Origin of the sequence: Kistimonas asteriae (assembly GCF_018263925.1) — a bacterium.
In the GTDB taxonomy this organism is placed as follows: domain Bacteria; phylum Pseudomonadota; class Gammaproteobacteria; order Pseudomonadales; family Endozoicomonadaceae; genus Kistimonas; species Kistimonas asteriae.
This window is the reverse complement of the sequence record NZ_JAEVHF010000003.1, coordinates 39,069-64,503: the sequence shown is the minus strand read 5'-3', so window position 1 is coordinate 64,503 and position 25,435 is coordinate 39,069. Positions and strand designations below refer to the sequence as shown.

The 25,435-nt window shown below is 52.7% G+C and carries 21 protein-coding genes; 17 read left to right on the top strand and 4 right to left on the bottom strand.

The features are described 5' to 3' along the window. Positions 1-4 precede the first annotated feature (4 nt). The 9 genes from bamA to dnaE all read left to right on the top strand — a co-directional run bounded on the left by bamA (position 5) and on the right by dnaE (position 10,821). Positions 5-2,335 (top strand): outer membrane protein assembly factor BamA, encoded by a 2,331-nt coding sequence (gene bamA / locus KHS78_RS04685; RefSeq protein WP_211825623.1) that lies wholly within the window; start codon positions 5-7, stop codon positions 2,333-2,335. 163 nt (positions 2,336-2,498) lie between these two features. Next, positions 2,499-3,020 (top strand): OmpH/Skp family outer membrane protein, encoded by a 522-nt coding sequence (locus KHS78_RS04680; RefSeq protein ID WP_211825621.1) that lies wholly within the window; start codon positions 2,499-2,501, stop codon positions 3,018-3,020. Between the two features lie 26 nt (positions 3,021-3,046). After that, a complete protein-coding gene (lpxD, locus tag KHS78_RS04675; protein WP_211825619.1) occupies positions 3,047-4,072 on the top strand; it encodes a UDP-3-O-(3-hydroxymyristoyl)glucosamine N-acyltransferase in 1,026 nt (341 codons plus the stop codon). A 5-nt stretch (positions 4,073-4,077) separates the two neighbouring features. Continuing rightward, a complete protein-coding gene (locus KHS78_RS22425; protein ID WP_281416989.1) occupies positions 4,078-4,209 on the top strand; it encodes a hypothetical protein in 132 nt (43 codons plus the stop codon). After that, positions 4,206-4,646 (top strand): 3-hydroxyacyl-ACP dehydratase FabZ, encoded by a 441-nt coding sequence (gene fabZ, locus KHS78_RS04670; RefSeq protein WP_211825615.1) that lies wholly within the window; start codon positions 4,206-4,208, stop codon positions 4,644-4,646. Before KHS78_RS22425 ends, fabZ begins: the two co-directional genes overlap by 4 nt. A gap of 2 nt (positions 4,647-4,648) precedes the next feature. After that, complete coding sequence (lpxA, locus tag KHS78_RS04665) at positions 4,649-5,419, top strand: acyl-ACP--UDP-N-acetylglucosamine O-acyltransferase (protein WP_211825614.1); 771 nt, start codon at positions 4,649-4,651, stop codon at positions 5,417-5,419. 28 nt (positions 5,420-5,447) lie between these two features. Beyond that, complete coding sequence (gene lpxB, locus KHS78_RS04660; RefSeq protein WP_211825612.1) at positions 5,448-6,617, top strand: lipid-A-disaccharide synthase; 1,170 nt, start codon at positions 5,448-5,450, stop codon at positions 6,615-6,617. Further along, positions 6,604-7,221, top strand: coding sequence for a ribonuclease HII (rnhB, locus tag KHS78_RS04655; protein ID WP_343216868.1), 618 nt, complete (start codon positions 6,604-6,606; stop codon positions 7,219-7,221). The genes lpxB and rnhB overlap by 14 nt, the downstream gene beginning before the upstream one ends. 93 nt (positions 7,222-7,314) lie before the next feature. Then, positions 7,315-10,821, top strand: coding sequence for a DNA polymerase III subunit alpha (gene dnaE / locus KHS78_RS04650; protein WP_211825608.1), 3,507 nt, complete (start codon positions 7,315-7,317; stop codon positions 10,819-10,821). Between the two features lie 42 nt (positions 10,822-10,863). Here dnaE and KHS78_RS04645 read toward each other — a convergent pair whose 3' ends face one another. After that, positions 10,864-11,685, bottom strand: a complete 822-nt coding sequence (locus KHS78_RS04645) for a tetratricopeptide repeat protein (RefSeq protein ID WP_211825606.1) — start codon at positions 11,683-11,685, stop codon at positions 10,864-10,866. 469 nt (positions 11,686-12,154) lie between these two features. Here KHS78_RS04645 and KHS78_RS04640 point away from each other — a divergent pair, with 469 nt between their 5' ends. Next, positions 12,155-12,517, top strand: coding sequence for a PilZ domain-containing protein (locus tag KHS78_RS04640; protein ID WP_211825604.1), 363 nt, complete (start codon positions 12,155-12,157; stop codon positions 12,515-12,517). A 110-nt stretch (positions 12,518-12,627) separates the two neighbouring features. Beyond that, positions 12,628-14,076: an exodeoxyribonuclease I gene (sbcB, locus tag KHS78_RS04635; RefSeq protein WP_343216867.1), complete on the top strand. Its 1,449-nt coding sequence runs from the start codon at positions 12,628-12,630 to the stop codon at positions 14,074-14,076. A 16-nt stretch (positions 14,077-14,092) separates the two neighbouring features. Here the strand turns inward: sbcB and KHS78_RS04630 are convergent, their stop codons facing one another. Together KHS78_RS04630 and KHS78_RS04625 are read right to left on the bottom strand one after the other, a co-directional pair. Further along, positions 14,093-14,485: a response regulator gene (locus KHS78_RS04630; RefSeq protein WP_211825600.1), complete on the bottom strand. Its 393-nt coding sequence runs from the start codon at positions 14,483-14,485 to the stop codon at positions 14,093-14,095. Between the two features lie 402 nt (positions 14,486-14,887). Beyond that, entirely contained in the window at positions 14,888-15,532 is a 645-nt protein-coding gene (locus KHS78_RS04625) for a response regulator transcription factor (RefSeq protein ID WP_211825598.1), read from the bottom strand. Positions 15,533-16,350: 818 nt separating this feature from the next. Here KHS78_RS04625 and KHS78_RS04620 point away from each other — a divergent pair. Further along, positions 16,351-17,106, top strand: a complete 756-nt coding sequence (locus tag KHS78_RS04620) for a hypothetical protein (protein ID WP_211825597.1) — start codon at positions 16,351-16,353, stop codon at positions 17,104-17,106. Positions 17,107-17,175: 69 nt separating this feature from the next. On the opposite strand, the gene aspA is transcribed toward KHS78_RS04620, so the two are convergent. Then, entirely contained in the window at positions 17,176-18,618 is a 1,443-nt protein-coding gene (gene aspA / locus KHS78_RS04615) for an aspartate ammonia-lyase (protein ID WP_211825595.1), read from the bottom strand. 340 nt (positions 18,619-18,958) lie between these two features. Here aspA and KHS78_RS04610 point away from each other — a divergent pair, with 340 nt between their 5' ends. The 5 genes from KHS78_RS04610 (at position 18,959) to KHS78_RS04590 (ending at position 25,432) form a co-directional block, all read left to right on the top strand. Beyond that, on the top strand, positions 18,959-19,291 hold the full coding sequence (locus KHS78_RS04610; protein WP_211825593.1) for a hypothetical protein: 333 nt from the start codon (positions 18,959-18,961) through the stop codon (positions 19,289-19,291). A gap of 13 nt (positions 19,292-19,304) precedes the next feature. Continuing rightward, positions 19,305-21,080 (top strand): C2 family cysteine protease, encoded by a 1,776-nt coding sequence (locus KHS78_RS04605; protein WP_211825591.1) that lies wholly within the window; start codon positions 19,305-19,307, stop codon positions 21,078-21,080. Positions 21,081-21,444: 364 nt separating this feature from the next. Then, positions 21,445-22,278, top strand: a complete 834-nt coding sequence (locus KHS78_RS04600) for an acyl-CoA dehydratase activase (RefSeq protein ID WP_211825589.1) — start codon at positions 21,445-21,447, stop codon at positions 22,276-22,278. A gap of 18 nt (positions 22,279-22,296) precedes the next feature. After that, on the top strand, positions 22,297-23,460 hold the full coding sequence (locus KHS78_RS04595; protein ID WP_211825587.1) for a double-cubane-cluster-containing anaerobic reductase: 1,164 nt from the start codon (positions 22,297-22,299) through the stop codon (positions 23,458-23,460). A gap of 244 nt (positions 23,461-23,704) precedes the next feature. Further along, positions 23,705-25,432 (top strand): ShlB/FhaC/HecB family hemolysin secretion/activation protein, encoded by a 1,728-nt coding sequence (locus KHS78_RS04590; RefSeq protein WP_211825585.1) that lies wholly within the window; start codon positions 23,705-23,707, stop codon positions 25,430-25,432. The last annotated feature ends 3 nt before the right edge of the window (positions 25,433-25,435 follow it).

Below are 25,435 nucleotides of genomic sequence, written 5' to 3'. Positions count from 1 at the left end.
TTCCATGAATCGATTATTGCTGCCTTTTGTTGCCGGTGCGCTCGTGGCCGGACAGGCGAATGCCTTTGTCATCAATGACATCCGCCTGGACGGGTTGCAGCGTATTTCGGCGGGTACGGTGTTCAATGCATTGCCAGTGGCCATCGGTGATGACGTTGATAACCCGGAACTGGCTGACGCTGTGCGAGCTTTGTTCAAGACCGGATATTTTCAGGATATCCAGATGGGGCGTGACGGCAATGTGTTGGTCGTCACAGTGGTGGAACGCCCCTCCATCAGTGAGATCAAGATTGAAGGCAACAAGGCCATCAAAACCGAAGATCTGAAGAAGGGTCTGAAGCAGGCTGGTCTGGCGGATGGCGAGATTTTCCAACAGGCAACGCTGGAAGCGATTCGGATGGAGCTGGAGCGTCAGTACGTTGCTCAGGGTCGCTACGGTGCCAGTATCAAGGCCAATGTTGAGCCACAGCCGAGAAACCGGGTGGCTATTACCATTGATATCAAGGAAGGCAAGGTTTCCACCATTCAGCATGTCAACATTGTTGGCAACAAGGTATTCAACAGTGAAGAGCTGATGGATCTGTTTGAGCTGAAACCCTCTGGCTGGCTTTCCTTCTACTCCAATGACGACAAGTATTCCCGCGAAAAGCTTTCCGGTGATCTTGAGCGGTTACGCTCATGGTATCTGGATCGCGGTTATATCAATTTCAATATCAATTCCACCCAGGTTTCCATCACGCCGGACAAGGAAAGCGTCTACATCACGGTCAATGTGGATGAAGGCCAGAAATACAGCGTGAAGAACGTCAAACTGGCGGGTGATTTGGTAGTGCCTGAAGAGCAAGTCAAGGCGTTGCTGTTGGTGAAAGACGGGCAGACATTCTCCCGTAAGCGAATCACGACAACGGAAGACCTGATAACCCGGCGCCTGGGTAGTGAAGGTTATGCGTTTGCCAACGTGACAGGAATTCCGCAGACCAACGAAGAAGATCATACCGTTGATATTACGTTCTTTGTTGAGCCAGGCCGTCGTACCTATGTGCGCCGCATCAACTTCCAGGGCAATACCAAGACGGAAGATGAGGTGCTGCGTCGTGAAATGCGTCAGATGGAAGGTGCAGCGGCTTCCACATACAAGATTGAGCAGTCCAAGGTTCGTTTGAATCGACTGGGTTATTTCAAAGAGGTCACCAGTGAAACCACACCGGTTCCTGGTACCAGTGATCAGGTGGACGTCAACTATACCGTTGAAGAGCAGCCTTCCGGTGCGATAACCGCCAGTATCGGTTTCTCTCAGGGTGATGGCTTGATTCTGGGTGGCTCTATCAGTCAGAGCAATTTCCTGGGTACCGGTAACCGTGTGTCGCTGTCGGCCAACACCAGCAAATACCGTAAGCTCTATAGCTTCGGCTTTACCGATCCCTTCTACACCGTGGATGGTGTGAGTCGTGGTTATAACGTCTACTACAGTGAGACGGACTACGACGAGACGGATGTTACCAACTATAACGTTGATACCATGGGTGCGGATATGACCTTTGGCTATCCGATATCCGAAACCTCCAGTCTCAACTTTGGTGTGGGCATCGAAAGTTCCACGATCAAGGAAGGTAATGATCCGGCGTGGATTGTCTCTGACTTCCTGAAAAAAGAAGGCGATAAATTCACGAACTTCAAGGGTACGATTGGCTGGTCTGAATCCACCTTGAACCACGGTTTGCTCCCAACTCGTGGCTACTCTCAGGGTGTATCCATGGAAGTCGCACTGCCAGGCAGTGACCTTCACTTCTACAAGCTGCATTATCGTGGCCAGTACTTCTTCCCGGTGGCGTCAGATTATTCCGTACGTTTCCATACGCGTCTGGGCTATGGTGGTGCATACGGTTCTACCAGCCAGCTGCCGTTCTATGAGAATTTCTATGGCGGTGGTTTCGGCTCGATTCGCGGCTATAAGGACAACACGCTGGGCCCACGGGCGCTTCAGTCGGATGGTGACTATGATCCGATTGGTGGTAATGTCATGGTGGAAGGTGGTGTCGAACTGCTATTCCCGCTGCCGTTTGTCAAGGATCAGCGCTCCATGCGTACCGTCCTGTTCCTGGATGCCGGTAACGTCTTTGATACGGACTGTAGTACCTCAAAAGACAGCAATGGCAACGATCAGGTCAAAATGTGCTCCAAGCCAGCCTTTGGCGACCTGCGCTACAGCGCCGGTGTGGGTCTGACCTGGATTACACCGCTGGGTCCGTTGACGTTCAGTCTGGCGAAAGCGCTCAATAACAAGGATGACGACGAGACTCAGGTCTTCCAGTTCTCTCTTGGGGCGCCGTTCTAATCGTGTTCTGATGTGAGCTGATGTTTCATCAGTAACTGATGACTTTTTCGAGGCAAGGCAGTAGCCTTGCCTTTTGCTTGTTGTTTCACCCCGTTTGCTGAAGCACAGAGGTTGTTTGTCGGCAGGGATGAATCTATCGAACCAGGTAATAACAGGAGTTTCAATGTTGCGCAGTATCAAATTCGCCCTGCTGGCCATGATTCTGGTTGCCCCATTGTCGCAGGCGGCAGCCCCTAACCGTGTTGCAGTGGTCAACTCTCAGATGGCGCTGCTGGAATCTGCCGCGGCAAAGCAATATGCCAAAGTGTCCGAGCAGCAGTTTGGTGAGCAAATCAATAAACTGAAAGGGCTTGAAACGCAATTCAAGACGCTGATGGGCAAGCTTGATAAAGAAGGCCCTATGATGAGCGAGGCTGAGCGCAACAAGCTGCAGTTGGAAATGCGTCGCAAGAAGGAAGACTGGGAATATCAGGCGCGCCAGCTTCAGGTCGAAAAGAATGAAGCTGACCAGAAAGAGCTCGCCAAATTGCAGCCACAACTGGAAGAGGCGATTCAGGCCGTTGCCAAAAGCGAAGGGTATGATGTTGTCATTGAACGTGCCGCAGCGCGCTTTGTTAAGCCGGAAAATGACGTGACCCGCAAGGTTATCGACAAGCTGAACCGGCTGACCGCCAAACAGAAGTAAGCAGACGAAAAGTAGTACATCCTGTGATGAAAGCCGAAAAACACTTCACTCTGGCCGAACTGGCAGAATTTCTCTGCGCGGATGTTCAGGGTGATAGCACCATTGTGATCCATCGACTCGCAACGCTCCAGGAAGCGGGCAGGGGTGCGCTCACCTTCCTGTCCAATCCGGCCTATGAGAAGTTCCTGTCGGGTACAGAAGCTTCTGCCGTACTATTGAGTCCGGAAATGGCAGAGAAGTACGAAGGTAATGCTCTGGTCATGAAGGATCCCTACCTGGGGTATGCCCGTGTCTCCCGCCTGTTTGAACCTGAGCCGGTCGAATACGTTGTTCATCCGACGGCCTGGGTTGATGAAACGGCAGTGGTCAGCCCTGAGGCCAGTATTGGGCCGCAGGTGACGATTGAGGCAGGGGCTTCTGTGGCTGCCGGTGCCAGAATTGGTGCCGGTTCTGTCATCGGTCGTAACAGTATTATCGGGAAGGATACGGTTCTAAATCCTAACGTTACCATTTGTCACGGTGTTGTCGTTGGTGACCGCTGTATACTGCACAGCGGTGCCGTGCTGGGTTCGGATGGCTTTGGATTTGCCCATGATGGCCAGAGCTGGGTCAAGATTGCGCAATTGGGTGGTGTCGTCGTCGGTGATGATGTTGAGATTGGCGCCAACTCAGCCATTGATCGTGGTGCACTTGCGGATACGATGATCGGTCATGGTGTGATTATCGATAACCATGTGCATATTGCCCATAATGTGGTCATTGGGGACAAGACGGCGATTGCTGGTTGTACCGGTATATCGGGCAGTACCAAAATCGGCCGCAACTGTATTATTGCCGGCGGTTGTGGTATTGCCGGTCATCTGGAAGTTACCGATGGCGTGCATCTGGCGGGAATGGCGATGGTCACTAAATCCATCCTGAAGCCTGGGCAATATTCCTCTGGTTCTGTCGGTTGTATGCCGGTGCGTGAATGGCGCAAGAATACCGTGCGGTTCCGTCAGCTGGATGATATGGCCAGACGTCTCAAGGAACTTGAGAAAAAGCTGGATTGAGGTGCGTGAAACCCGATGCTTGGAACAGTGTCGGGTTGTTTCCCGGTTCCCTCCCTGATCGGCATCCGTTGCTGGCTGCAAGCCAGCCGTTCTGCACGGTGATTATCTGCTTCTTCGGAGAAATGGTTCGCACATGATGCGTATAGATGAGATCAAGGCGCTTTTGCCCCAGCGTTATCCTTTTTTGCTGGTTGACAGGGTTGTCGATATTGACCTGGAAAAGAACACCATCGATTGCTACAAAAATGTCACGGCGAATGAAGAGTTTTTTAATGGCCATTTCCCCGACCATCCCGTGATGCCCGGTGTGCTGATCATTGAAGCGATGGCGCAGGCGGCAGGTCTTCTGGGCTTTACCATGGCGGGCAAGACCGGTGGCGAAAACTCCGTCTATTATTTTGCTGCTGCCGACAAGGTTCGTTTCCGTCAGCCTGTCGTGCCCGGTGACCGGTTGCAACTGGTTGCCGAGTACATGGGATGTAAAAGAGATATCTGGAAATTTTCCTGTAAAGCACTGGTTGATGGTAAAATAGCGAGTTCTGCTGTTATTACCTGTGCGAAAAAGGATATCTGAACTTGATCGACTCCCGTGCAATTATTCACCCGTCCGCGCAGCTGGACCGTGATGTTGAAGTAGGGCCGTTCACCGTTATCGGTCCTGATGTTGAAATCGGGGCTGGTACAAAGATTCACTCCCATGCAGTGATCAAGGGCCCGACACGCATAGGCAAAAACAATACGATTTTTCAGTTTGCATCTGTCGGCGAGGATTGCCAGGACAAGAAATATGCCGGTGAGCCAACCCGGCTTGAGATCGGTGATAACAATACCATCCGTGAAGGTTGCACGATTCACCGTGGCACGGTGCAGGATCAGAGTCTGACTAAAATTGGCAGTAATAACCTGCTGATGGCCTATGTGCATGTCGCCCACGATTGCATGATCGGTGATAACTGTATCTTTGCCAACAATACCGCCATTGCCGGTCACGTCATTGTCGGTGATGGTGTGATCCTTGGTGGTCTGACCACCGTACACCAGTTCTGCCAGATCGGCGCCTACAGCATGAGTGCGGCTCACAGTGCCATTTTCAAGGATGTTCCTGCCTTTATCATGGTCAGTGGTAATCCAGCTGAGGCCCACGGTATGAACTTTGAGGGCATGCGTCGTCGTGGCTGGAGTGATGATGTCATTCGCAGCCTGCGTCAGGCTTACAAGGTGATTTACCGTCAAGGGTTGAAAACCTCTCAGGCGGTTGAAGTCCTTCAAGGCATGACATCGGAAACTCGCCAGGTGCAACTGCTGGTGGAGTCGCTGCAGTCCTCTACCCGGGGGATTACCCGCTAAGGTTCTCTGACCTGCAGGGACATTCTGGATGACGAAACCCGTTACGATTGCCATAGTTGCCGGCGAAGCTTCCGGCGATATTCTGGGGGCCGGCCTGATTCGTGCCCTTAAACAACGTTTACCGCATGCCCGGTTCGTGGGTATCGGTGGTCCTGATATGCTGGCTGAAGGCTTTGAAAGCCTGTTTCCCATGGAGCGCCTGTCAGTCATGGGGCTGGTGGAAGTGCTTGGCCGCCTGAAAGAGCTGCTCCATATCCGAAAGACACTGGTTGAGCATTTCTGTACCGAGAAGCCGGATGTGTTCATTGGTATTGATGCGCCGGATTTTAACCTTCCCCTTGAGCAAAAATTGCATGATGCCGGTATAGCAACGGTTCACTATGTGAGCCCTTCTGTCTGGGCCTGGCGTCAGAAGCGTGTGTTGAATATCAAGCAGTCGACAGATCATATGCTCACATTGTTGCCGTTTGAGGCGCGATTCTATGAAGAGCATGCGATTCCGGTCACCTTCGTCGGCCACCCGTTAGCCGACAAGATACCGCTGGATATTGATGTGGCCGGTGCTCGTGAAGCATTGGGTTATGACGCTGAGGATCAGGTTGTTGCATTGATGCCTGGTAGTCGCGGTGGTGAGGTTAAACGACTCGGGCCAGTGTTTCTTCAGGCTGCGCGGCTCATGCTGCAACAGCAGCCGCAGTTAAAATTCGTTATTCCCTGTGCCAATGCTCAGCGTCGCGAGCAGCTGGAACAGTATCTGGCAGACATGTCGGACATGCCGGTCAAGCTGCTGGATGGGCAGTCGCACCAGGCCATGGCGGCGGCAGACGCTATCCTGATTGCATCCGGTACGGCGACACTGGAGGCGATGCTGCACAAGAAGCCGATGGTGGTCAGTTATCGAGTCGCCTGGCTGACGTACCAGATATTGCGGCGTATGGTGAAGTCGGAATGGGTATCCCTGCCCAATCTGCTGGCAGGTAAGGCGTTGGTGCCAGAGATTCTTCAGGGTGCAGCGACACCTGAACGCCTTGCCCAGGAAACCCTGGATGCCATGGAAAACAATGCGCGTCATCAGGATCAGGCCGAGCAGTATATGGCCATGCATAAAATGCTGAGGCGTAATGCCAGTGAGCAGGCCGCTGAAGCTGTCGTGGGATTGGTGGAGAAGCAGGGAGGCAGAATTCGTGCAGCAGAATGAGTTGTCTTTTTTTGTTTCCGATGATGAGGCCATCATTATTGCCGGTGTGGATGAAGTCGGCCGCGGACCGTTGTGTGGTCCAGTGGTTACGGCAGCGGTGATTCTGGATCCTTCTCGGCCTATTGAAGGACTGAATGACTCCAAAAAACTCTCAGAAAGTCGCCGTGAAGCGTTATTTGATGTTATCAAAGAACGTGCCTTGGCCTGGGCGTTAGGGCGGGCAGAGGTGGCAGAGATTGACCAGCTGAACATCCTTCATGCCACCATGTTGGCCATGCAGCGCGCGGTTGCCGGATTGTCCGTCAAGCCATCGCTGGCGCTTATCGATGGCAATCGTTGCCCGAAATTACCCTGCGCTGCGGAGGCTGTTGTCAAAGGCGATAGCCGAGTGCCGGAGATTGCGGCTGCGTCGATACTGGCTAAGGTTGCGCGAGACAGGGAAATGCTGGAGATGGATCGACAGTATCCAGGCTATGGTATTGCCAAGCACAAGGGCTACCCAACGAAAGCGCATCTTGAAGCCCTGGTAAAACTGGGGGTGACGCCACACCATCGACGTTCCTTTAAGCCGGTGCGTGAACTGGTGGAAAATCTGCCAGCCTGATCTTTTCTCCCTTCAGTCGGTGGGCGGTGTCATTCCCTCCGGTCGGCTGATAGACTAATCCGATTCTGTTCTTCATCCCCGAGCCTGTGTTTCATGACAACCCAGTTCGTTCATCTTCGTCTGCATTCTGAATTTTCCCTGGTTGATGGCCTTGTCCGGATCAAGCCCCTGATCGGTGCTGTCGCTGAGCGGGGTATGGCGGCGGTAGCGGTGACGGATCAGTCCAATATGTGCTCACTGGTCCGCTTTTACCAGTCTACCCAAGGGGCTGGCATTAAGCCGATTTGCGGTTGCGATGTCTGGCTGGAAAATGTCGATCCTACGGAGCCGCCAACCCATCTGATTCTGCTATGTATGAATGAGCAGGGTTACCGCAACCTGATGGAAATTGTGGCGCAGAGCTATCAGACCAATCAGCACCAGGGTAAGGCCCTGGTAAAACGACAGTGGGTGTTGGATAAATCTGAGGGCCTGATTGCACTCTCGGGGGGAAGTCAGGGTGAAATTGGCCAGAAGTTGCTGGCAGGTCATCCGGAGGAAGCGGAACAGTTGTTGAGCGAATGGCAGTCTGTTTTTGGGGATCGTTTTTATCTGGAGCTCCAGCGCACGGGGCGTCCAGGTGATGAGTCTTACTTGCATGCGGCCGTTGAGCTGGCGTCGCGTTGCCAGTGTGCGGTGGTGGCCACCAATGATGTGATGTTCATGGATCGGGATGACTTTGACGCCCACGAAGCCCGGTTCTGTATTGGTGAGAGTCGCGTGCTGGATGATCCCCGGCGTCCCCGGCCCTACAGCGAAGAGCAATACTTCAAAACACCTGAAGAGATGCTTGAGCTCTTTTCCGATATTCCTGAAGCTATCGCCAATACGGTTGAGATTGCCAAGCGCTGTAGTGTGCATGTGCCATTGGGTACTTACCACCTTCCGGAATATCCGATTCCTGAAGGAAAGACCATGGATGAGTTTTTCCGTGAGTTTTCTGCCCAGGGGTTGGAAGAGCGTCTCGACACTATTCTCGATAAAAATGATCCGGACTATGCGTCGAAACGGCAGGCGTACTATGATCGCCTGAATTTCGAACTGGATATTATCCTGCAGATGGGATTCCCCGGTTATTTCCTGATCGTTATGGACTTTATCCAGTGGTCCAAGAATAACGGTATTCCTGTAGGCCCTGGTCGGGGTTCCGGTGCCGGCTCGCTGGTCGCCTATGCCCAGAAAATCACCGACCTGGATCCGCTGGAATATGACCTGCTGTTCGAGCGGTTCCTGAATCCGGAACGGGTTTCCATGCCTGACTTTGACGTCGACTTCTGCATGGATAACCGGGACAAGGTGATCGACTATGTGTCGCGTACTTACGGTCGTGATGCGGTCTCCCAGATCATTACCTTCGGTACCATGGCGGCCAAGGCGGTGGTCAAGGATGTGGCCCGGGTGCAAGGCAAGTCCTATGGTATGGCGGATCGCCTGTCCAAGATGATTCCCTTTGAAGTGGGCATGACGCTGAAAAAAGCCTATGACCAGGAAGAAGGGCTACGCGAATTTCTTGAGAATGACGAAGATGCCCAGGAAGTCTGGGAGATGGCGCTCAAGCTGGAAGGGATTACCCGTAATGTGGGTAAGCATGCCGGTGGTGTCGTCATTGCGCCGACCCGATTGACGGATTTTTCGCCGCTTTACTGTGATGAAAGTGGCCAGGGTCTTGTCACTCAGTATGACAAAAATGATGTTGAAACAGCGGGTCTGGTTAAGTTCGACTTTCTAGGACTGCGAACACTGACGATTGTCGACTGGGCGCTGAAAATGATCAATCCGCGCCTGGAGAAACAGGGGCAGCCTCCCGTCGATATCATGCAGATCGATCTGGAAGACAGTGCTTCGTACACGCTGCTGAAGAAGGCGGAGACGACAGCGGTCTTCCAGCTTGAATCCCGGGGGATGAAAGATCTCATCAAGCGCCTTCAGCCTGACTGTTTTGAAGATATCATCGCACTGGTTGCATTGTTCCGTCCGGGACCTTTGCAGTCAGGCATGGTGGACAACTTCATTAACCGTAAGCACGGCCGGGAAGAATTGTCCTATCCGGATGCCCAGTATCAGCATGAATGGCTCAAGCCCATCCTGCAGCCGACCTACGGCATTATCCTGTACCAGGAGCAGGTCATGCAGATCGCCCAGGAGTTGGCGGGGTATACGCTGGGTGGTGCGGATATGCTGCGTCGTGCCATGGGTAAGAAGAAACCGGAGGAAATGGCCAAGCAGCGTTCAGTTTTCCAGGATGGCGCCAAGGGTAAAGGGGTTGATCCTGAGCTGGCGATGAAAATCTTCGACCTGGTGGAAAAGTTTGCCGGTTATGGTTTCAACAAATCGCACTCTGCCGCCTACGCCCTGGTGTCTTACCAGACGCTTTGGTTGAAAACCCATTATCCTGCGGAATTCATGGCGGCGGTTATGTCGTCGGATATGCAGAATACCGACAAGGTGGTCACGTTCATCGAAGAATGCCGAAATATGGGGCTGACGGTGTTACCTCCGAATGTTAACAGCGGCAGCTATATGTTTGGTGTCAACGACGATGGCAACATTGTTTATGGGCTGGGTGCGATCAAGGGGGTTGGTGAGGGACCTATTGCGGCTATTGTGGATGCGCGCAGTCAGGGTGGTCCGTTCAAGGATATCTTTGATTTCTGCCAGCGTATCGACAGCAAGAAAGTGAACAAGCGTTGCCTTGAAGCGTTAATCCGTTCCGGTGCGCTGGATATGCAGGGGCCGTATCCCGGCAAGAAGAAGCAGCTCAACCTCAATCGTGCAGTGCTGGATGCGAGCATGGAAGAGGCCGTCAAGGCTGCTGAGCAGTCGGCACGAAGTCTCGACAGTGGTCTCGGTGACTTGTTCGGAGGGCTAGTGCCGGAAGAAGATACGGATGCTTATGGCAACTATGGTCGTGTCAGGGAGTGGGCCGACAAGGAACGGTTGCGTGGTGAAAAGGATACACTGGGGTTGTACCTGACCGGGCACCCGATTGATGAGTATGAGAAAGAAATACGACACTTTGTCCGTAACCGGGTCGTGGATCTTCAGCCCGGCAGGGATAAAGTGAATATTGCCGGTCTTATTGTTGCCCTGCGTGTCATGAAGAACAAGCGGGGCGATAAGATGGGCTTTATTACCCTGGATGATCGCAGCGGACGGATTGAGGTCTCGGTCTTTGCTGACACTTTCAACAAGTTCCAGCATTTGCTGATTAAGGATACGCTCATTGTCGTTGAAGCCGAGGTCAGTTTTGATGATTACTCAGGGGCACTGAAAGCGGTTGTGAGAAATGTACTCAGCCTGGTGGACGCTCGCTCGCACTATGCCAACGAGCTGGAGATTGTGCTGGATTATGCCAGTTGCACTGCCGGTTTCGAACGACGCCTTCAGCAGCTCTTTGGTGACCATTCCGGCCAGACACCGGTCAGTGTGCAGTATGAGGGTTCCGATGCCCGAGCCCGGGTTCGCCTGGGCGACCAGTGGCAGGTGAGCCCCAGCGATGAACTGGTGCAAATGCTGAAAGATCAATTTGGCAAGGAACAGGTCAACGTCATTTATAGCTGACAGAATGCCGGGCAATGTCGTTACTATTGCCCGGGCGGTTCATCAGCTGTCCTGTTGATTCAGAAGAATATCCAGGTGTTGGTCGGCGGTTTTCTGGTAGCTGGTGCCGGGAAATTCCCGTGAAACCTTTCGGAACGCCGCCAGTGTCTGCTCGCGCTTTTCCGCATTCTGAGGTTGGCTGTTATATATAAGAGCAATCTGTAGCAGGGCGTCAGCTCTGAGCGATGTTGGCATCCCCCGTTCCCGGTAGACCAGTGTATAGAGCTCAATCACTTCATCGGTTCTGTTTTTGACGACAGCCCGCTGTGATAGTGCATTCATGGCTTGATCCAGCTTCGCGTAGCGTGGATCCGGTATCCGTTTGATTTGCTCCCAATCCGCCAGTTTTTCGTCAGGTGTGAATTTCACCGGATTCTCGATGAGATTTTCCACTTCAATGATTTTCGGGCGCGCATAGTCAGCAGCCCGGGTTTCCGGGAATTCGTTCACAATGCGGTAGAGATAATTCAGAGAAAGTGGGTAGTTTCGTTCCCGGTTATAACTGCTTTTGTAAATGAGGGCGACCTGGTAAAGGGCGATGGCTTTTATTTGATTGCTGAAGCCAATATGGGTGTAGCCGTTGAGATAGGTTTTCTCCGCCGCCGCTGACTGGCCATTGATAATGGCGTCGACCGAATAGGTGAACAGGTCGCCTTCCTCATCAATGATCGCCTGGGCAACTTTTAATCGCTGGTCTTCGTGGCGTGCCAGTTCCCGGGTGCCGACATTGGCGACAAAGAGCGGCGTACTGGGGGCGCATCCGGGCAGGCTGCTAACGGTGAGCAGGATTAAAATGAGACCCGACAGGCTTCTCCCGTGACGCATTTTCGACACTCCATGAACCATTGTCTTATTGTTGTTGTGTGGTTATCTGCGTCGAAAGCATACCATGAAACGCGTAGCGGTAAATCATGTGGCAGGGGGATGACAGAAAAACGACACTGCGTTGATAGCCTTAATGAATGGATTCTCTTTTATAGCTATTCCTGATTGCTTGTCAGTTAAAGGAATTAAGTGGTCTGGCATCTAGTAAAAAGCGGTTTAAATGTCTGTTGGTGGCAGAGCTACGCTTTCTATGACGGCAATGGTTTTTACCAGCGTTTTTTCAGGGTAATGAATCAGGCTGTTAACCGGCTTGTCCGGTTTGAAAGAACGTCATGCTGCAGTCGATACTCTTTTCTTGTTTGAGCTGCCGGGGGCAGTGGGGGATGAGAACAGGGATCACAGAAAACCTCGATGCGCAGTGATGTCATCGGGGTGCAGTATTCTGCTGGGTCTTGATGGAAGTACAGGCATGGCAAGGAAGGCTATCAGTGAAAATAGTCACCGGATATGCAGTGAGCGTCTAGCCGAGTATCTGGTGGTGTATAACCGCTGTAATGACATGCAGATCGGGTATATCGGCAATATCAGCCGTAATGGCCTGATGTTGATCACGCCCTGGATGATGGAGTTGGGTGGCGTCTATTCGATGCGCATTCAGCTGCCGGAACCGCTGGGAGGTTATACGGTCATCGATTTTGATGCCCGTTGTCAGTGGTGTCACAGGGATATCACCCCGGACTGTTATGATTCCGGTTACACGATCATTGAGCGTAGTGAAGGCTTTGAGCAGTTGGTCAAGGCATTGCAGTTCTACTTCTCCTTTCAGACCTGATGCAGGCAGTCTCGCATCAGGTTTTTTTTCATCATTCCCTTAAAGTCACTAACGAGCGAATACGTCAGCTGTTACTCTTTCATCAGTTCTAGATGAAATGGGAAGTTTCAGTGACGCAGACTTTTTACTGGTACGACTATGAAACGTTTGGCACGGATCCGGCGCGAGACTGGCCTGCCCAGTTTGCCGGTATTCGTACCGATGCGGATTTCAATGAAATCGGTGAACCGCTCGAACTGTTTGCCCGGTTGCCGGATGATCAGGTGCCAAACCCGGAGGCCTGCCTGGTCACGGGGCTGACCCCGCAGAGGGTGAATGCGCGGGGAATCTGTGAAGCCGATTTCATTGCCCGTATCAACCAGGAGTTCAGTCAGCCAAATACCTGTGTGCTGGGGTATAACACACTGCGTTTTGATGATGAGGTGACCCGCTACAGTCTGTACCGTAATTTCATGGATCCTTATGCCCGTGAGTGGCAGAACGGTTGCAGCCGCTGGGATCTGATTGATGTTGTCAGGTTGTGTGCGGCCTTGCGCCCGGAGGGCATTCAGTGGCCCAGGCGTGAAGATGGCGCTGTCAATTTCCGGCTCGAAGAGCTGACGGTGGCTAACGGAATCAGTCATGCGGATGCCCATAATGCGGTGTCCGATGTGCGGGCGACAATCGCCATGGCGCGCTTGCTGCGGGAAAAGCAGGAAAAACTCTTTAATTACGCGTTGTTTAATCGTCAGAAATATCAGGCAGCAAAGCTGCTGGATATTCATGCACGGAAACCCGTTGTTCATATTTCTGGGCGCTATTCATCGGCACGCCATTGCCTGGGTATTGTTGTGCCGATTGTCGCCCATCCGACCAACAAGAATGGTGTTGTTGTTTATGATTTAAGTGTTGATCCTGAACCTTTTCTGGATCTCACTGTTGATGAGATCAGACATCGTCTCTATACCGCAACGGATCAACTGCATGAAGAGGGGCTTGCTCGTATACCCATAAAAACAGTGCACCTTAACAAGGCGCCAGTGGTGGTTCCGTGGAAAGTATTGCGTGAAGAGGATAAAGAGCGTCTCTCGATTGATCAGTCTGGCTGTGAGTTACATCATCAGCGTCTGTTTTCAGACCAAAGCCGGTTTAATGCCTTTGTGACAAAGGTAGGTCAGGTGTTGTCCGGGCATTCGTTTGAGCCGCATACTGATCCGGATCATATGCTCTATAGCGGTGGCTTTTTTAGTCCGGGTGACCGTGAACGGATTCAGCAGGTGCGGATGACGCCGCCTGACCAGTTGGGCACCTTAAAATTATCCTTTACTGATGCGCGGCTGGATGAAATGCTGTTTCGTTACCGGGCCCGGAATTGGCCTGAAACACTGGTTGATGATGAAGCCTCCGAGTGGCAGGCATTCCGGCGTCAGCGTTTGCTCGATAGCAGTGGTGGGGGAAGCATCACGCTCGAACAATGTTATGAGCGGATTGATGCGTTGAAGGCTGACGTCGATGAGGGGAAGAAAGCGGTACTTTCCGAACTGATAGCCTATGTTGATCAGCTTCAGTCCGGACTTTAGTTCTTCATGCGAGACATTATGATTCGGTGTGAGAGGATTCTGTGACAAGCATGTTGAAATGCTCCACCAGTCGACCCGAATAAACCGGTTTTTCAATGTAGTCCAGGGCGCCTGCACGAATGGATTCTACGGCGCTACTGACATTGCTGTGTTCCCCGAGCACGATTACGGGCAGTGAAGGCTCCCGCTGTTGAATCTCGGCCAACAGATCGGTCACGAGCATATCGCTCACCTCGTAAGCCGTAATCAGAAAGGCGGGTTGATTCTCATCCAGTTGCGCAATCAGTTGTTGCGCGCAGGTGAAATGCTGCATCTGGAGCTGTCGAGATGTGCACAGGCTGTTTACTGTATCCCTGACAGCGGTGTCTTCTTCCAGAAGGTAAACTGTGTTCCGTTTCGCAGTACGCATAGCTGACCCTGTCTTATCAGATACAGAGGCCGCCTTCGTCCATCAGGCATTTTATGCAGGTATGGAGCGATCGGGGGCAGCCAGGTGGTTCTTGATCTCTTTGGCTGGTGTACGCTGGTTTCAGATGATCTGTACCAGCCTGATAATCATAGAATTGAGGTGTCAGGGCAGCCATTGTTGCTTTTACCCAGCCCCCTGTGAGTAACACCTACGGTTGCGTGTGCGGTCGACAGGTTGTGTGTGAAAGGAGGATGTATACGACAATGAGCAAGTTGTTTTTATCGTCGGAAGTAGGCTTTTGGCGAACGCGGGCTTCGTTCTCAGTCTCTGGGGTAGGATGTGGCAATGGGATATCACGGTTGAGTGGGTATCCCATTGCTGTGTGGTGAATTCAGTGACGGATCACTTGAATTTGAATTCATCCTTGAGGTGTTCTTTCACCTGCATCACCTGACGAACCAGGTGGGCAAGGGATTTGGTCCCCATTTTTTCCATCACACGGGAGCGGTGGATTTCCACAGTTCGCTGGCTCAGGTTGATGTCAGCCGCGATCACCTTGTTGGCCTTGCCCTCGACAACGTGGTGCAGGACCTCACGCTCTCTTTCGGTCAAGGTGGACAGTCGGCGCAGAATTTCCTTGTGCTCCAGCAGTTCGGCGCGCTGCTGGGCATCCAGCTTCAGTGCGTCGTTGATATAGTCGAGCAGCTCCTGATCGCGGAAAGGCTTCTGGATGAAGTTCATCGCGCCATCCTTGATTGCCTGTACTGCCATCGGTACATCACCATGGCCGGTGATAAAGATAATCGGGAGGATACAGTGCATGTCGTTCAGTTTGCTCTGCAACTCCAGTCCGCTCATGCCCGGCATGCGGATATCCAGCACGATACAGCCAGGATGGTTTTCATCGTAGGCTTCCAGAAACTCGGCCGGTGAGGCGAAAACCTGGACTTTCTGGCCAACGGAATTCATCAGCATCTTGAGCGAATCCCGAACCGCTTCATCATCGTCAATGATAAATACTGTGGGCTCTTGTTGTTGCTGTTGCATGATTACTCCACTATTGCTAACAGGCTTGAATGATATATCGAATAACTTGCAGGGAGCGTGACTTTGTTTTCAGCATGCACGTTTAACATCTTCGTGATACCGATAAACCAGACTGAAGCTTGCAGGCAACGTCCCGAGTGGAATTTCACGTCACCAGTAACTACATAATGATTTCAGTGGGAGAATGCACATGGCTGTTTAATGGCGTGCATCGACCTATCTTTGGGATAGATCCATGCTTCTCTGCGGACGTGTAGCGTACTGCGAAGGGTGCACATCGCAACCACCTTGATCCCGGAAACACTATGTATAGCTACTTATAGTCCCTACCTTTCGAATCGGCAAACAGACTCACCTTCCGGCAAACTGTTGGCAAAAACGTGTTTTCATTACCAGGCCAGTGTCGCTGCGATGCTATGATGATTCAACGGGAATCAAAAGCCCCTGCCGGTCAACTGGTCAATGAGTATAACTGTACATCCTATGGATATCAGCAGTGTGATACACAGCGTAATGATTTCACTCTGAGTCAGCCTGTTACGCATTGATATATCCCTTGCAGGTAATATTTTGCGGTAGAACACGCCAAAACTGTCCTGATTCCACTAACCGGTTAGGTTATTGCCTTGGGTCAATTTGAATTAGTCGTACAAGTACCTGAGGTTGTACGGATAGTGCTTACTTTGGGGCGAGGTTAGCTTTCACGCGGTCAAAGAAAAGCAGGCCCTGTTCTGGTTCATGTGCTGTTGTCATGGTTGGGAAATGTGTGGAATACTGCACAGTCAGAGAATAAAAACAATAAGCTAAAGGGCTCTATCATGCGCCACTCCTGTTCTGCAGTCCTGTTTGTTTTCCTGTTGTTTTCCTCCAGCCTGAATGCTGTTCCCCTGACTTCTGATCAGAAAGAACAGGTATACCGCGCGCAGCTGGATATTTACCGGGCGGCAACCCACTTCCATCTTTATACCCTCCTTGAGGGTGACCGACAGACACGGGAACAGCTGGATATTGTTGTTAGCCAGCTACAGGGGAATCCACTTTTCACTGAAACGCCTGAAGATCAGGATGCATCTTTTGACGCCGTTTTGTCTCGATACATCTCTCTAATTCAGTCCAATGAAATTGCTTCAGAAGGCTATACATCGGTCTATACCATCAATGATATGGAGTCTGCCCAGACTGAATTGCTGGCGATGCTGGAAACGCTGGCAGCCAATGAAGAGAGTGATCAGGCACTCAAGCTGGAGTTGTTAAAAAGTGCCGTTCAGATGGAAAAGATCAGTACGCGTTATACCCGTCTGGCCGCACACTGGAATGGACGAACCGGCATATTACCTTATCCGGAAGGCGATACTGTGGATGTTCATGCGCAGCGTTTGACAGAGCAGCTGGATAGGCTGCTTAGCCGGAATGATCTCCCCAATGCATTGTCAGCAAGACTGTCGAAAGTTGAGAAAAAGTGGCGTTTCATTGCACCGAAGCTGATGGATTACCAGAATCAGACCGTGCCTTATCTGGTGAGCCGGTACAGTGAATCGATAGTGGGGCAGTTGATGCAGGCAGCGGGTGAGTAGAAGGACGATTGTCGTGTTTATGGGTAAAAACCGGCTTCCATGGAAGCCGGTTTTTTTTACGTTTAATGATCAGTTTGCTTTACGCGTTCTCGCCGTCATGTCGATGGGAGCGATCATGTTCTCAGGCTTGAGCAGCTCCATCAGCTCTTCGTGATCCATCAGGCCTTCTTCTAGCACCAGATCCACAACCCGCCTGCCGGTCAGCAGTGCGGTCTTGGCGATACGGCTGGAATTCTCGTAACCCAAGTAGGGGTTCAGAGCTGTCACAATACCGATGCTGTTATCAATATAGGCGCGGCAGACGTCAACATTGGCGGTGATACCTTTCACGCACTTTTCAGACAGCATGGTCATGGCATTGGTCAGGTCCTGGATGGATTGCAGGATCTTGTAGACGATGACTGGCTCCATCACGTTCAGCTGCAGCTGACCCGCTTCGGCAGCCATGCTCACGGTCAGGTCGTTACCGATGACGTGGAAGGCCACCTGGTTGACTGCCTCCGGAATCACCGGATTAACCTTGCCAGGCATGATGGATGAACCCGGCTGCATCTCCGGCAGGTTGATTTCATTGAAACCACACTTCGGGCCGGACGACAGCAGGCGCAGGTCGTTGCAGATCTTGGACAGCTTGATCGCCAGACGCTTCAGCGCACCGGACAGGATGACAAAGGCACCCATGTCAGAGGTTGCTTCCACCAGGTCGGTGGCCAGGATCATTTGATGGCCGCAGATGTCAGACAGGTGTTTGACGGCCAGCGGCGCATAACGGCTGTCGGCGGTGATGCCGGTGCCGATGGCGGTACCGCCCAGGTTAATTTCCTTGAGCAGGTCGATCATGCTCTGGATCCGGTCGATGTCTTCCCCAATGGTGGTGGCGAAGGCACGGAACTCCTGGCCCATGGACATGGGCACGGCATCCTGCAGCTGGGTACGGCCCATCTTCAGGATATCCTTGAACTCCTCGGACTTGACGTCAAACGCGGCTTTCAGCTGCTTGGCGGCAACCACCAGCTGCTTGTGCTTGAGCACCATACCCAGACGAACGGCTGTCGGGTAAACGTCGTTAGTGGATTGCGCCATGTTGACGTGGGTGTTGGGGTGCAGGTACTGGTATTCCGCCCGCTTGTGACCCATCAGCTCCAGCGCACGGTTGGCAATCACCTCGTTGGCATTCATGTTGGTTGAAGTGCCGGCGCCGCCCTGGATCATATCCACGGGGAAGTGCTCATGGTGCTTGCCATCGATGATTTCATCACAGGCCATGCAGATGGCGTCCGCCTGCTCGTCGGAGAGCTGGCCGAGGTCATGGTTGGCCATGGCGCAGGCTTTCTTGACCATGGCCAGCGCCTTGATCAGGTTGGGGTAATGGCTGATCGGCACGCCAGTGATGTTGAAGTTCTCCATGGCGCGCTGGGTTTGTACACCCCAGTAGGCTTCCAGGGGAACCTGCTTGTCGCCGAGCAGGTCGTGTTCAATACGGTATGCGCCGGAGAGGTGAATCTGTGTCATGCAATGGCTACCTGATGCCAGGACTGTGAGAAATCAGCGGTTATGTACTATGGACTCAGACATCGATGAGGGCCGAGGAGTTCCAGTGACTGCTCATACCGCCTTATGAAAGGGCGATAGTCTCTGGGTGGGTGGGGTTTACCACAATAGGCAGAACTACCTATTAGGTGGGAGCGGCGCTGATCGTTTGTGGTGTGATGAGCGGGATTGGCACGATACCTGTTGATGGATGCACCACAATGGCGGTGTGTGACGCGCTGCTATAGTTAAAAAGTAAGTGATTTCAAGGCTCTGCTGCATTCTCGAAGGCGGACATCTGGACAGCCACAGGACGGCCTGCATGGGGTTACAGAGTGAAAAACCGGACGACAAGACCATTGATGATGCGCTGAGTCAGTTGGCCACACTCTATCAGCAACTGATGGACGAGTTGCCGGAGGCGTACCTGGAAGCCATTGAGACATTACCAGCTGACCAGTTTACCCCCCAGGCATTGTCTCAATTAGCCAGCACGTTCACGGCGGATCTGGATGAAACGGAGCGGGACAAGCTGGACGCCTTGAACCAGACATTGGCCGAGCAGGGGGAACAGCTGATTTCGGCCCTGAGAGTTATTGCTCAGGAGCGTTCTCCCAAGCGCTCCACAGGACGTAATCGCAAGCGGTTTATCTGAGGGATGGATGACAATGGATGGCATTAACTCTCCCCGGCGAATCCCTTCTCAGGCTCCCGTTCAGGAAAAGCCCCAATCCTCACAACCGGAACACCAGGCAGGCGGTACGGAAAAACCTGCCAGCAAATCTGCCTGGGCGAACACCGAAAGCTGGTTTGAGGCGACACTTGGACGTAAGAAAGGGGGCGTTCGCCAGGCGGGTCAGTTACTGGAAATTATTCGGAGCGCCACGCTGGTGGCGGGCAGTTTGACGGGCAAGGTCCCGGCTATTGCTGGAAAGTCGCTGGAAGATATCAGTCTTGGCAGTGTGTTACCCGATACCCGTCCGGAGGCCTTATTGCAATCAACCGCAGCCAAAACGGCGCCAGATACCCAGCTACCACCAGCAACGGTCAGGAAGCCAGCAACATCGAGCACTGAGGCGCTGGCCCAGCTGCTGGATAATGCTGAAAAAACGCTGTCCACGCTCGACAAGAAAACGGCCACATTGACCAAAGTGGTGAAGCAACTGCAGGCAGAGTATGACCGGCTAACCACCCCGAAGCCCCAGTGGCGGGATCCGTTCCAGGGACAGCGCCTGGAAGCGGCAGATCGTTACCAGGCGGATTCGGTGGTCAAACCGAAACTGGAAAAGGCACAGCAACTACTGGCAGACCACAATCGATCCGCCAGGGCTGAAAAAAAGGCTACTATTCGGCAGATCCAGCGCGACCTGACCCATGGCATGGAAACAACGGCGCTGAATGTCAATGCAGACACGATCAGTCGGGAACTGGCCGGTAAGTACAAGCAGGCGACCCTGAATGTCTGGAACCGGGTCAGTGATCTGCTCAATGGCTTGGGGGGGCAGGCCAACAAGCCGCTTGAGGCCGCCTTTTCCAATCTGTATGACAAATACGAAGCACTGGACGAGGCGGGTATCACCAGCGATGAGAGTAGTGGTGTTGCGGATGAGGACGGCGATGCACGAGGCTGGATGCACCAGACCCGTAAAGAGGTCTTCGGCGAAAAGGGGCCGACGCATGAGGCGGTGCACCAGGGGATGATTGGTGATTGCTTCTTTCTCGGACAGCTGGCGGGTGTCGCCCAAGAAGATCCGGATTTGATTCGCTCCGGGATTCGAGAGCGTACGCATCCTGTGACGGGTGACACTATTGCCAACCAGTTTGAAGTCCGCTTTTTCGAACAGGATAAAGAGGGCAAAATGGCTGAGGTCTGGGTGCCGGTCGATGCGCTTAATATCCTGGATAAAAACGGTGAACCCATGTTTGCCGATACCCCGGACATGGATCGGGATGGCCGGGAAGAGATCTGGGTGCAGCTGTATGAGAAAGCCTATGCGGCGTACCGTTCTGATACCAAGGAACTCGCCGATGGCCTGCTGGAAATCGACCAGGGCGGCGGAGGGCATGAAGCCTATTTTTCTCTGACGGGGAAAACGGCGACCCCTAAGGATGTGGCCCGGCTGTCAGATGCGGAACTGGTGGCAACACTGGCCAAGACTAACCCGGATCCCCCCCATGGCCAGCCGGTCATGATTGGCAGCAAGGGGCGCAGTGATCGGCAGGAAATTGCACAGGGGATTCCCGGTAACCACGCCTTTCAGGTGCTTCAGGTGAGGATGGAACAGGATAGCGGTGAGTATCAGGTCATGATCCGTAACCCCTGGGGCCATACGGAGCCAGGCCAACCGGCGAACCAGGGTGATGGCATCTTTGAAATCAGCCTTGATGAATTCCGCGAACACTTCTTTGTGGTGATTGACCCGGACAAGCCGCTCCTGGCCTGACCGGGTGTTTTATTGATCTGAATTAGGGAAATAAAACCTTACTGTTGATAGGGTTTGCCCACATTGCGACTATTGAACTCGCTAAAAGGAATACCCCTGTGTTGTTACCTGTCACAACCATCCGGCACTACGTGCTGGACGATGTTCTGTGCAACATCGTTTTCTCCTTACATGACATTTCCTGTCAGCCATCCCGATTATCCATCAGGCCATTGCTAACCGATATTCCCGATCAAGCGTCTGGCTAACGGGTCGGAATACCGTTGCTCTCATGGCAAGACTGACCGGTTTATACCGGTAACCGACACAATACTCTGATCATACCTTTGACCTGACCGCGTCATGCTGTCGGGAGAGTGTTGTTGTGCCTGTTATCTGCGTAAAACCGGCTCTGGATATTGCCGCTTTTTATTGTGCTTATGATGGACGACAGATCATGCATGCCATCGGTATTGATATTGGTTCAACAGCCGCCAAGGTTGCGGTATTACATCGGGATGCGCTTCAGCACCATTTTGTCATCCCCACAGGCTGGAACAGCGCGGAAACGGCGCAGATTATTCTCCAGAATTTATCAGAACAGGGACTTAGTCCGGACAACGCCTACATCATCGCCACGGGTTATGGCCGGGTGTCAGTCCCCTATGCCCACAAGACCATCACAGAAATAACCTGCCATGGTCGGGGCGCAGCGTTTTTTACGAATAGAAACTGCACCATTGTGGATATTGGCGGCCAGGACACCAAGGTCATTTCCATGGACGGTGGCCGGGTGGTCAACTTCACCATGAACGACAAGTGTTCTGCCGGTACCGGCAAGTTCATTGAAGTTATGGCCAATACCCTCGGTGTCACGATTGACGATCTGACGACGCTGGCCGCAGCCGGTTCCGGCATCACGATTACCTCCATGTGCACGGTCTTTGCAGAATCCGAAGTCACCAGTCTGATCGGGCGGGGCGAAAAGAAAGAAAATATTGCCTTTGGCATTGTGGATTCGGTCGTCAACAAAGTCCGTTCTCTCTGCATCAAGCACGGACGTGATGAGCAGTATCTCCTCACCGGTGGCTTGAGCAGTAATCCCTATCTACTCCACAGCCTGGAAAAGACATTGCAGGCGAGCGTGACGTCCAGCCCCCTCGGCCGCTACGCCGGAGCGATTGGCGCCGCGATGCTGGCGCAGGAACGTATTCACTGAAACCAACGGATGATAACCATGGAAAAGATTGCTGTATCCAATTTGCCGGAAAAGTTTGATGAGTTTGGTGAAGCCCGCAGAAACGGTTTTCTGGCCGTCAAGGAATTCAAGGATCGGGGGGAAAGGGTGGTCGGCACCTTCTGTACCTTTACCCCGAAAGAGGTGATTTATGCCGCTGGCGCCCATCCCGTGTCGCTGTGTTCCGTCAGTGAGGAAACCATACCGGATGCAGAAAAGCATCTGCCCAGAAACCTCTGTCCATTAATAAAAGCCAGTTACGGTTTTGCGCTGACAGACCGTTGTCCCTATATGTATTTTGCCGACATGATCGTTGGGGAAACCACCTGCGACGGTAAAAAGAAAATGTACGAGTTACTGGGGGAGATCAAGGATACCTGGGTCATGCAGCTGCCCCAGACCCAGGAAAAGACCGATGCCCAGGTGCTTTGGCAGACGGAAGTCAGAAAACTGATCGAGAAGCTGGAGCAGAAGTTTGATACGGTCATCAAACAGGAAGACCTGGCTGCGGCAATCCGGTCGTGTAACGAAGACCGTCGTGTACTCAAAGCCTTCCACCAGCTGGGGCGATACAAGCCTTCGGTGATAACCGGGTTCGACCTGTTTACGGTGCTCAATGGCGCCAGTTACACTTTTGACAGGGAAACCATGAAGGCCAATGTCCGGCAGATGATTGCGGATGTTGAAGCACGCCATGCAGAGGGTGAATGGGTCGCTCCCGAGCATACCCCGCGCATATTGATTACCGGTTGTCCGATTGGCGGTGTCGCCAATAAGGTGATCAAGGCGATCGAAGAGGCCGGTGCTGTCGTGGTGGCGCTGGAAAATTGTCAAGGGTATAAGGAACTTCATGAAGAAGTGGCGGAAGACATTGATCCGGTCGAGGCCATTGCCAGGAAATACCTGAATATCCCCTGTTCTGTGATGACGCCAAATAAAGGCCGGGAAACATTACTCAAGGCTATGATTGATGACTATCAGGTCGATGCTGTCGTTGATGTGCTGCTGCAGGCCTGCCACACCTATAGCATCGAAAGCTATGGTATCCGGAAAATCGTCACCGGTGAGAAACAGATTCCGTTTATGACCCTGGAAACCAATTACTCCGAGTCTGATACTGGCCAGATCAGAACCCGGATGGAAGCCTTTGTAGAGATGTTGTAGCAACGTCTTTTTCCCGTAAAAAACACCTTTCTTGTCAGCTATTGATGAAAGGTGTTCCCTTCCTTCGACAGTATTCAATGAAACCTATTTCTCGCTCTATAGGTGTTCCTCTTGTGCCATGTGTATTGCTTTGTCAACAGGAAACAGTGCGATTGACTATAGTGAAAATGAAAAGCGAGATATTGATTGAATGATGGATAAACGGGCTGACTGACACGGCTGTCATTCAGCAGAAAAGGAGGCAATGTTTGTGATTCGGGCGAAATGGATTTTGCCTTTACAGGTTTGGGTTTTCACGACGTCATCCCTTGGTGAAGCGCAGAATATTCCTTCTTCTGCAGACCCGGGAGTGGTGGTGCGCTCTTTGCCTGAGTACCGGCAGCCGGTTAACACCCTGTCGATTGAAGGGAGAAAGGCTGAATCATCAAAACAACTACCTGTAGAAACGCAATCCGTGACATTTCCCCTGTCAGCGATCCGTCTTGACGGGAATACTGTCTATACGCCGGAACAGCTATTGCCGCTGTACAGTGAATTGCTGGGTACAACGGTTTCTCTGGCTGTTCTGCATCGTGTGGCAGATGAGATCACTGCCCAATATCAGCGTGATGGTTACCTGTTGTCTTTTGCGATTATCCCTGCTCAGGAAATCAATCAGGGGATCGTCACCATTAAGATCATTGAAGGCTCAGTGGATCGGGTGCTGGTGAACCAGGGGAGCGATATCCCCGTTGACATCTCACTCATTCAGCACTTCTTACGTCAGATTACGGCAGAGAAACCACTGAATACCAACAAACTGGAGCGCCAGCTCCTAATGATTAATACCCTGCCGGGCATTGCCATCGAAACGGTTCTCAAAGCGTCTCCTGATAAGCCGGATGTAGCGGATTTATATGTATTCCTGATCCAGAAACCCCTGCAGCTGGCCGCTACGCTGGATAACCGCGGTACGCAGTACCTCGGGCCTGAGCGGCTGAGCGTTCAGCTTACCGGCAATTCGCTGCTGGGGCGCTCTGAGCGGATATCCGTGGGGTTGAATACAACGCGTGGCGTGGATGCCTTCGGGAGCGATGACCCTGGGCGATTTAATTATGTTTCCATGGCGTACCGTGAAAATATCGGCTACTCCGGCCAGCAGTGGTTTGTGAATGCCAATGTTGGCAGTACACACCCGGCGTCTGTGGACGCACTGGCAGGGTTGGATATTGAAGGTGACTACCAGCAGTATTCGATTGGGCTGCTATGGCCTGTCAGGTATCAGCGAACTGAGCGGTTCATTGTGCAGGGGCGGTTTGATTATCAGCAGACTGATTCGCACCTTGCTAGTGAACTGATCACCCGGGATCGGGTGCGCAGCCTCAGGTTGGCAGGATTGTACCAGTTTGCCGATGCCGGGGCGGGCATCAACACGTTTCGGCTGGAGTTGAGTACGGGGCTGGATATCCTGAACGCGTCTGATAATGACAGCACGCTCAATTCCCGTGAGGGAGGGCGAAGTGATTACTGGAAATTGACATTCAATGCCAGCCGGACACAGCCGTTAACGTCGCGGCTTGAATGGTCTTGGAGTGGGATGGCTCAGTGGAGCGGCACGGAACTGCTGGCCGGTGAAGAATTTGCCCTTGGCGGCCCGGGGCTGGGGGGCGCCTATGATAGCGGTGAGCTGACCGGTGAGCATGGGGTGGCTGTGCGCACCCAAGTGACCCACTGGCTTTCCGGCAGTCACCCTCTGCTGTCAGGGGCTGGTGTTTATGGTTACTACGATGTTGGACTTGTTTGGGACAGGTCTGACGATCAGCATACACGATCCAGCCTGACGTCATCCGGCGCCGGAATCACGCTGGATTTTGGCCGTGTCAATCTTAATCTCGAGCTGGCAATGCCGATGAATCGTCATGTTGAAAGCGAGCGCGCCGCCAGCCATGGCAAGGGGCCCCGGTTGTTTTTCTCTCTCTCCGGGAGTTTTTAGTTG

Coding starts and splice junctions, on each gene's coding strand:
- fabZ (WP_211825615.1), top strand. CDS start 4,206: ATGATGCGTATAGATGAGATCAAGGCGCTTTTGCCCCAGCGTTATCCT.
- KHS78_RS04595 (WP_211825587.1), top strand. CDS start 22,297: ATGGAAAAGATTGCTGTATCCAATTTGCCGGAAAAGTTTGATGAGTTT.
- KHS78_RS04590 (WP_211825585.1), top strand. CDS start 23,705: ATGTTTGTGATTCGGGCGAAATGGATTTTGCCTTTACAGGTTTGGGTT.
- KHS78_RS04630 (WP_211825600.1), bottom strand. CDS start 14,485: ATGCGTACTGCGAAACGGAACACAGTTTACCTTCTGGAAGAAGACACC.
- lpxD (WP_211825619.1), top strand. CDS start 3,047: ATGAAAGCCGAAAAACACTTCACTCTGGCCGAACTGGCAGAATTTCTC.
- KHS78_RS04680 (WP_211825621.1), top strand. CDS start 2,499: ATGTTGCGCAGTATCAAATTCGCCCTGCTGGCCATGATTCTGGTTGCC.
- KHS78_RS04605 (WP_211825591.1), top strand. CDS start 19,305: ATGGATGGCATTAACTCTCCCCGGCGAATCCCTTCTCAGGCTCCCGTT.
- KHS78_RS04625 (WP_211825598.1), bottom strand. CDS start 15,532: ATGCAACAGCAACAACAAGAGCCCACAGTATTTATCATTGACGATGAT.
- aspA (WP_211825595.1), bottom strand. CDS start 18,618: ATGACACAGATTCACCTCTCCGGCGCATACCGTATTGAACACGACCTG.
- bamA (WP_211825623.1), top strand. CDS start 5: ATGAATCGATTATTGCTGCCTTTTGTTGCCGGTGCGCTCGTGGCCGGA.
- KHS78_RS04610 (WP_211825593.1), top strand. CDS start 18,959: ATGGGGTTACAGAGTGAAAAACCGGACGACAAGACCATTGATGATGCG.
- lpxB (WP_211825612.1), top strand. CDS start 5,448: ATGACGAAACCCGTTACGATTGCCATAGTTGCCGGCGAAGCTTCCGGC.
- KHS78_RS04645 (WP_211825606.1), bottom strand. CDS start 11,685: ATGCGTCACGGGAGAAGCCTGTCGGGTCTCATTTTAATCCTGCTCACC.
- KHS78_RS04620 (WP_211825597.1), top strand. CDS start 16,351: ATGCGCCACTCCTGTTCTGCAGTCCTGTTTGTTTTCCTGTTGTTTTCC.
- dnaE (WP_211825608.1), top strand. CDS start 7,315: ATGACAACCCAGTTCGTTCATCTTCGTCTGCATTCTGAATTTTCCCTG.
- KHS78_RS04640 (WP_211825604.1), top strand. CDS start 12,155: ATGGCAAGGAAGGCTATCAGTGAAAATAGTCACCGGATATGCAGTGAG.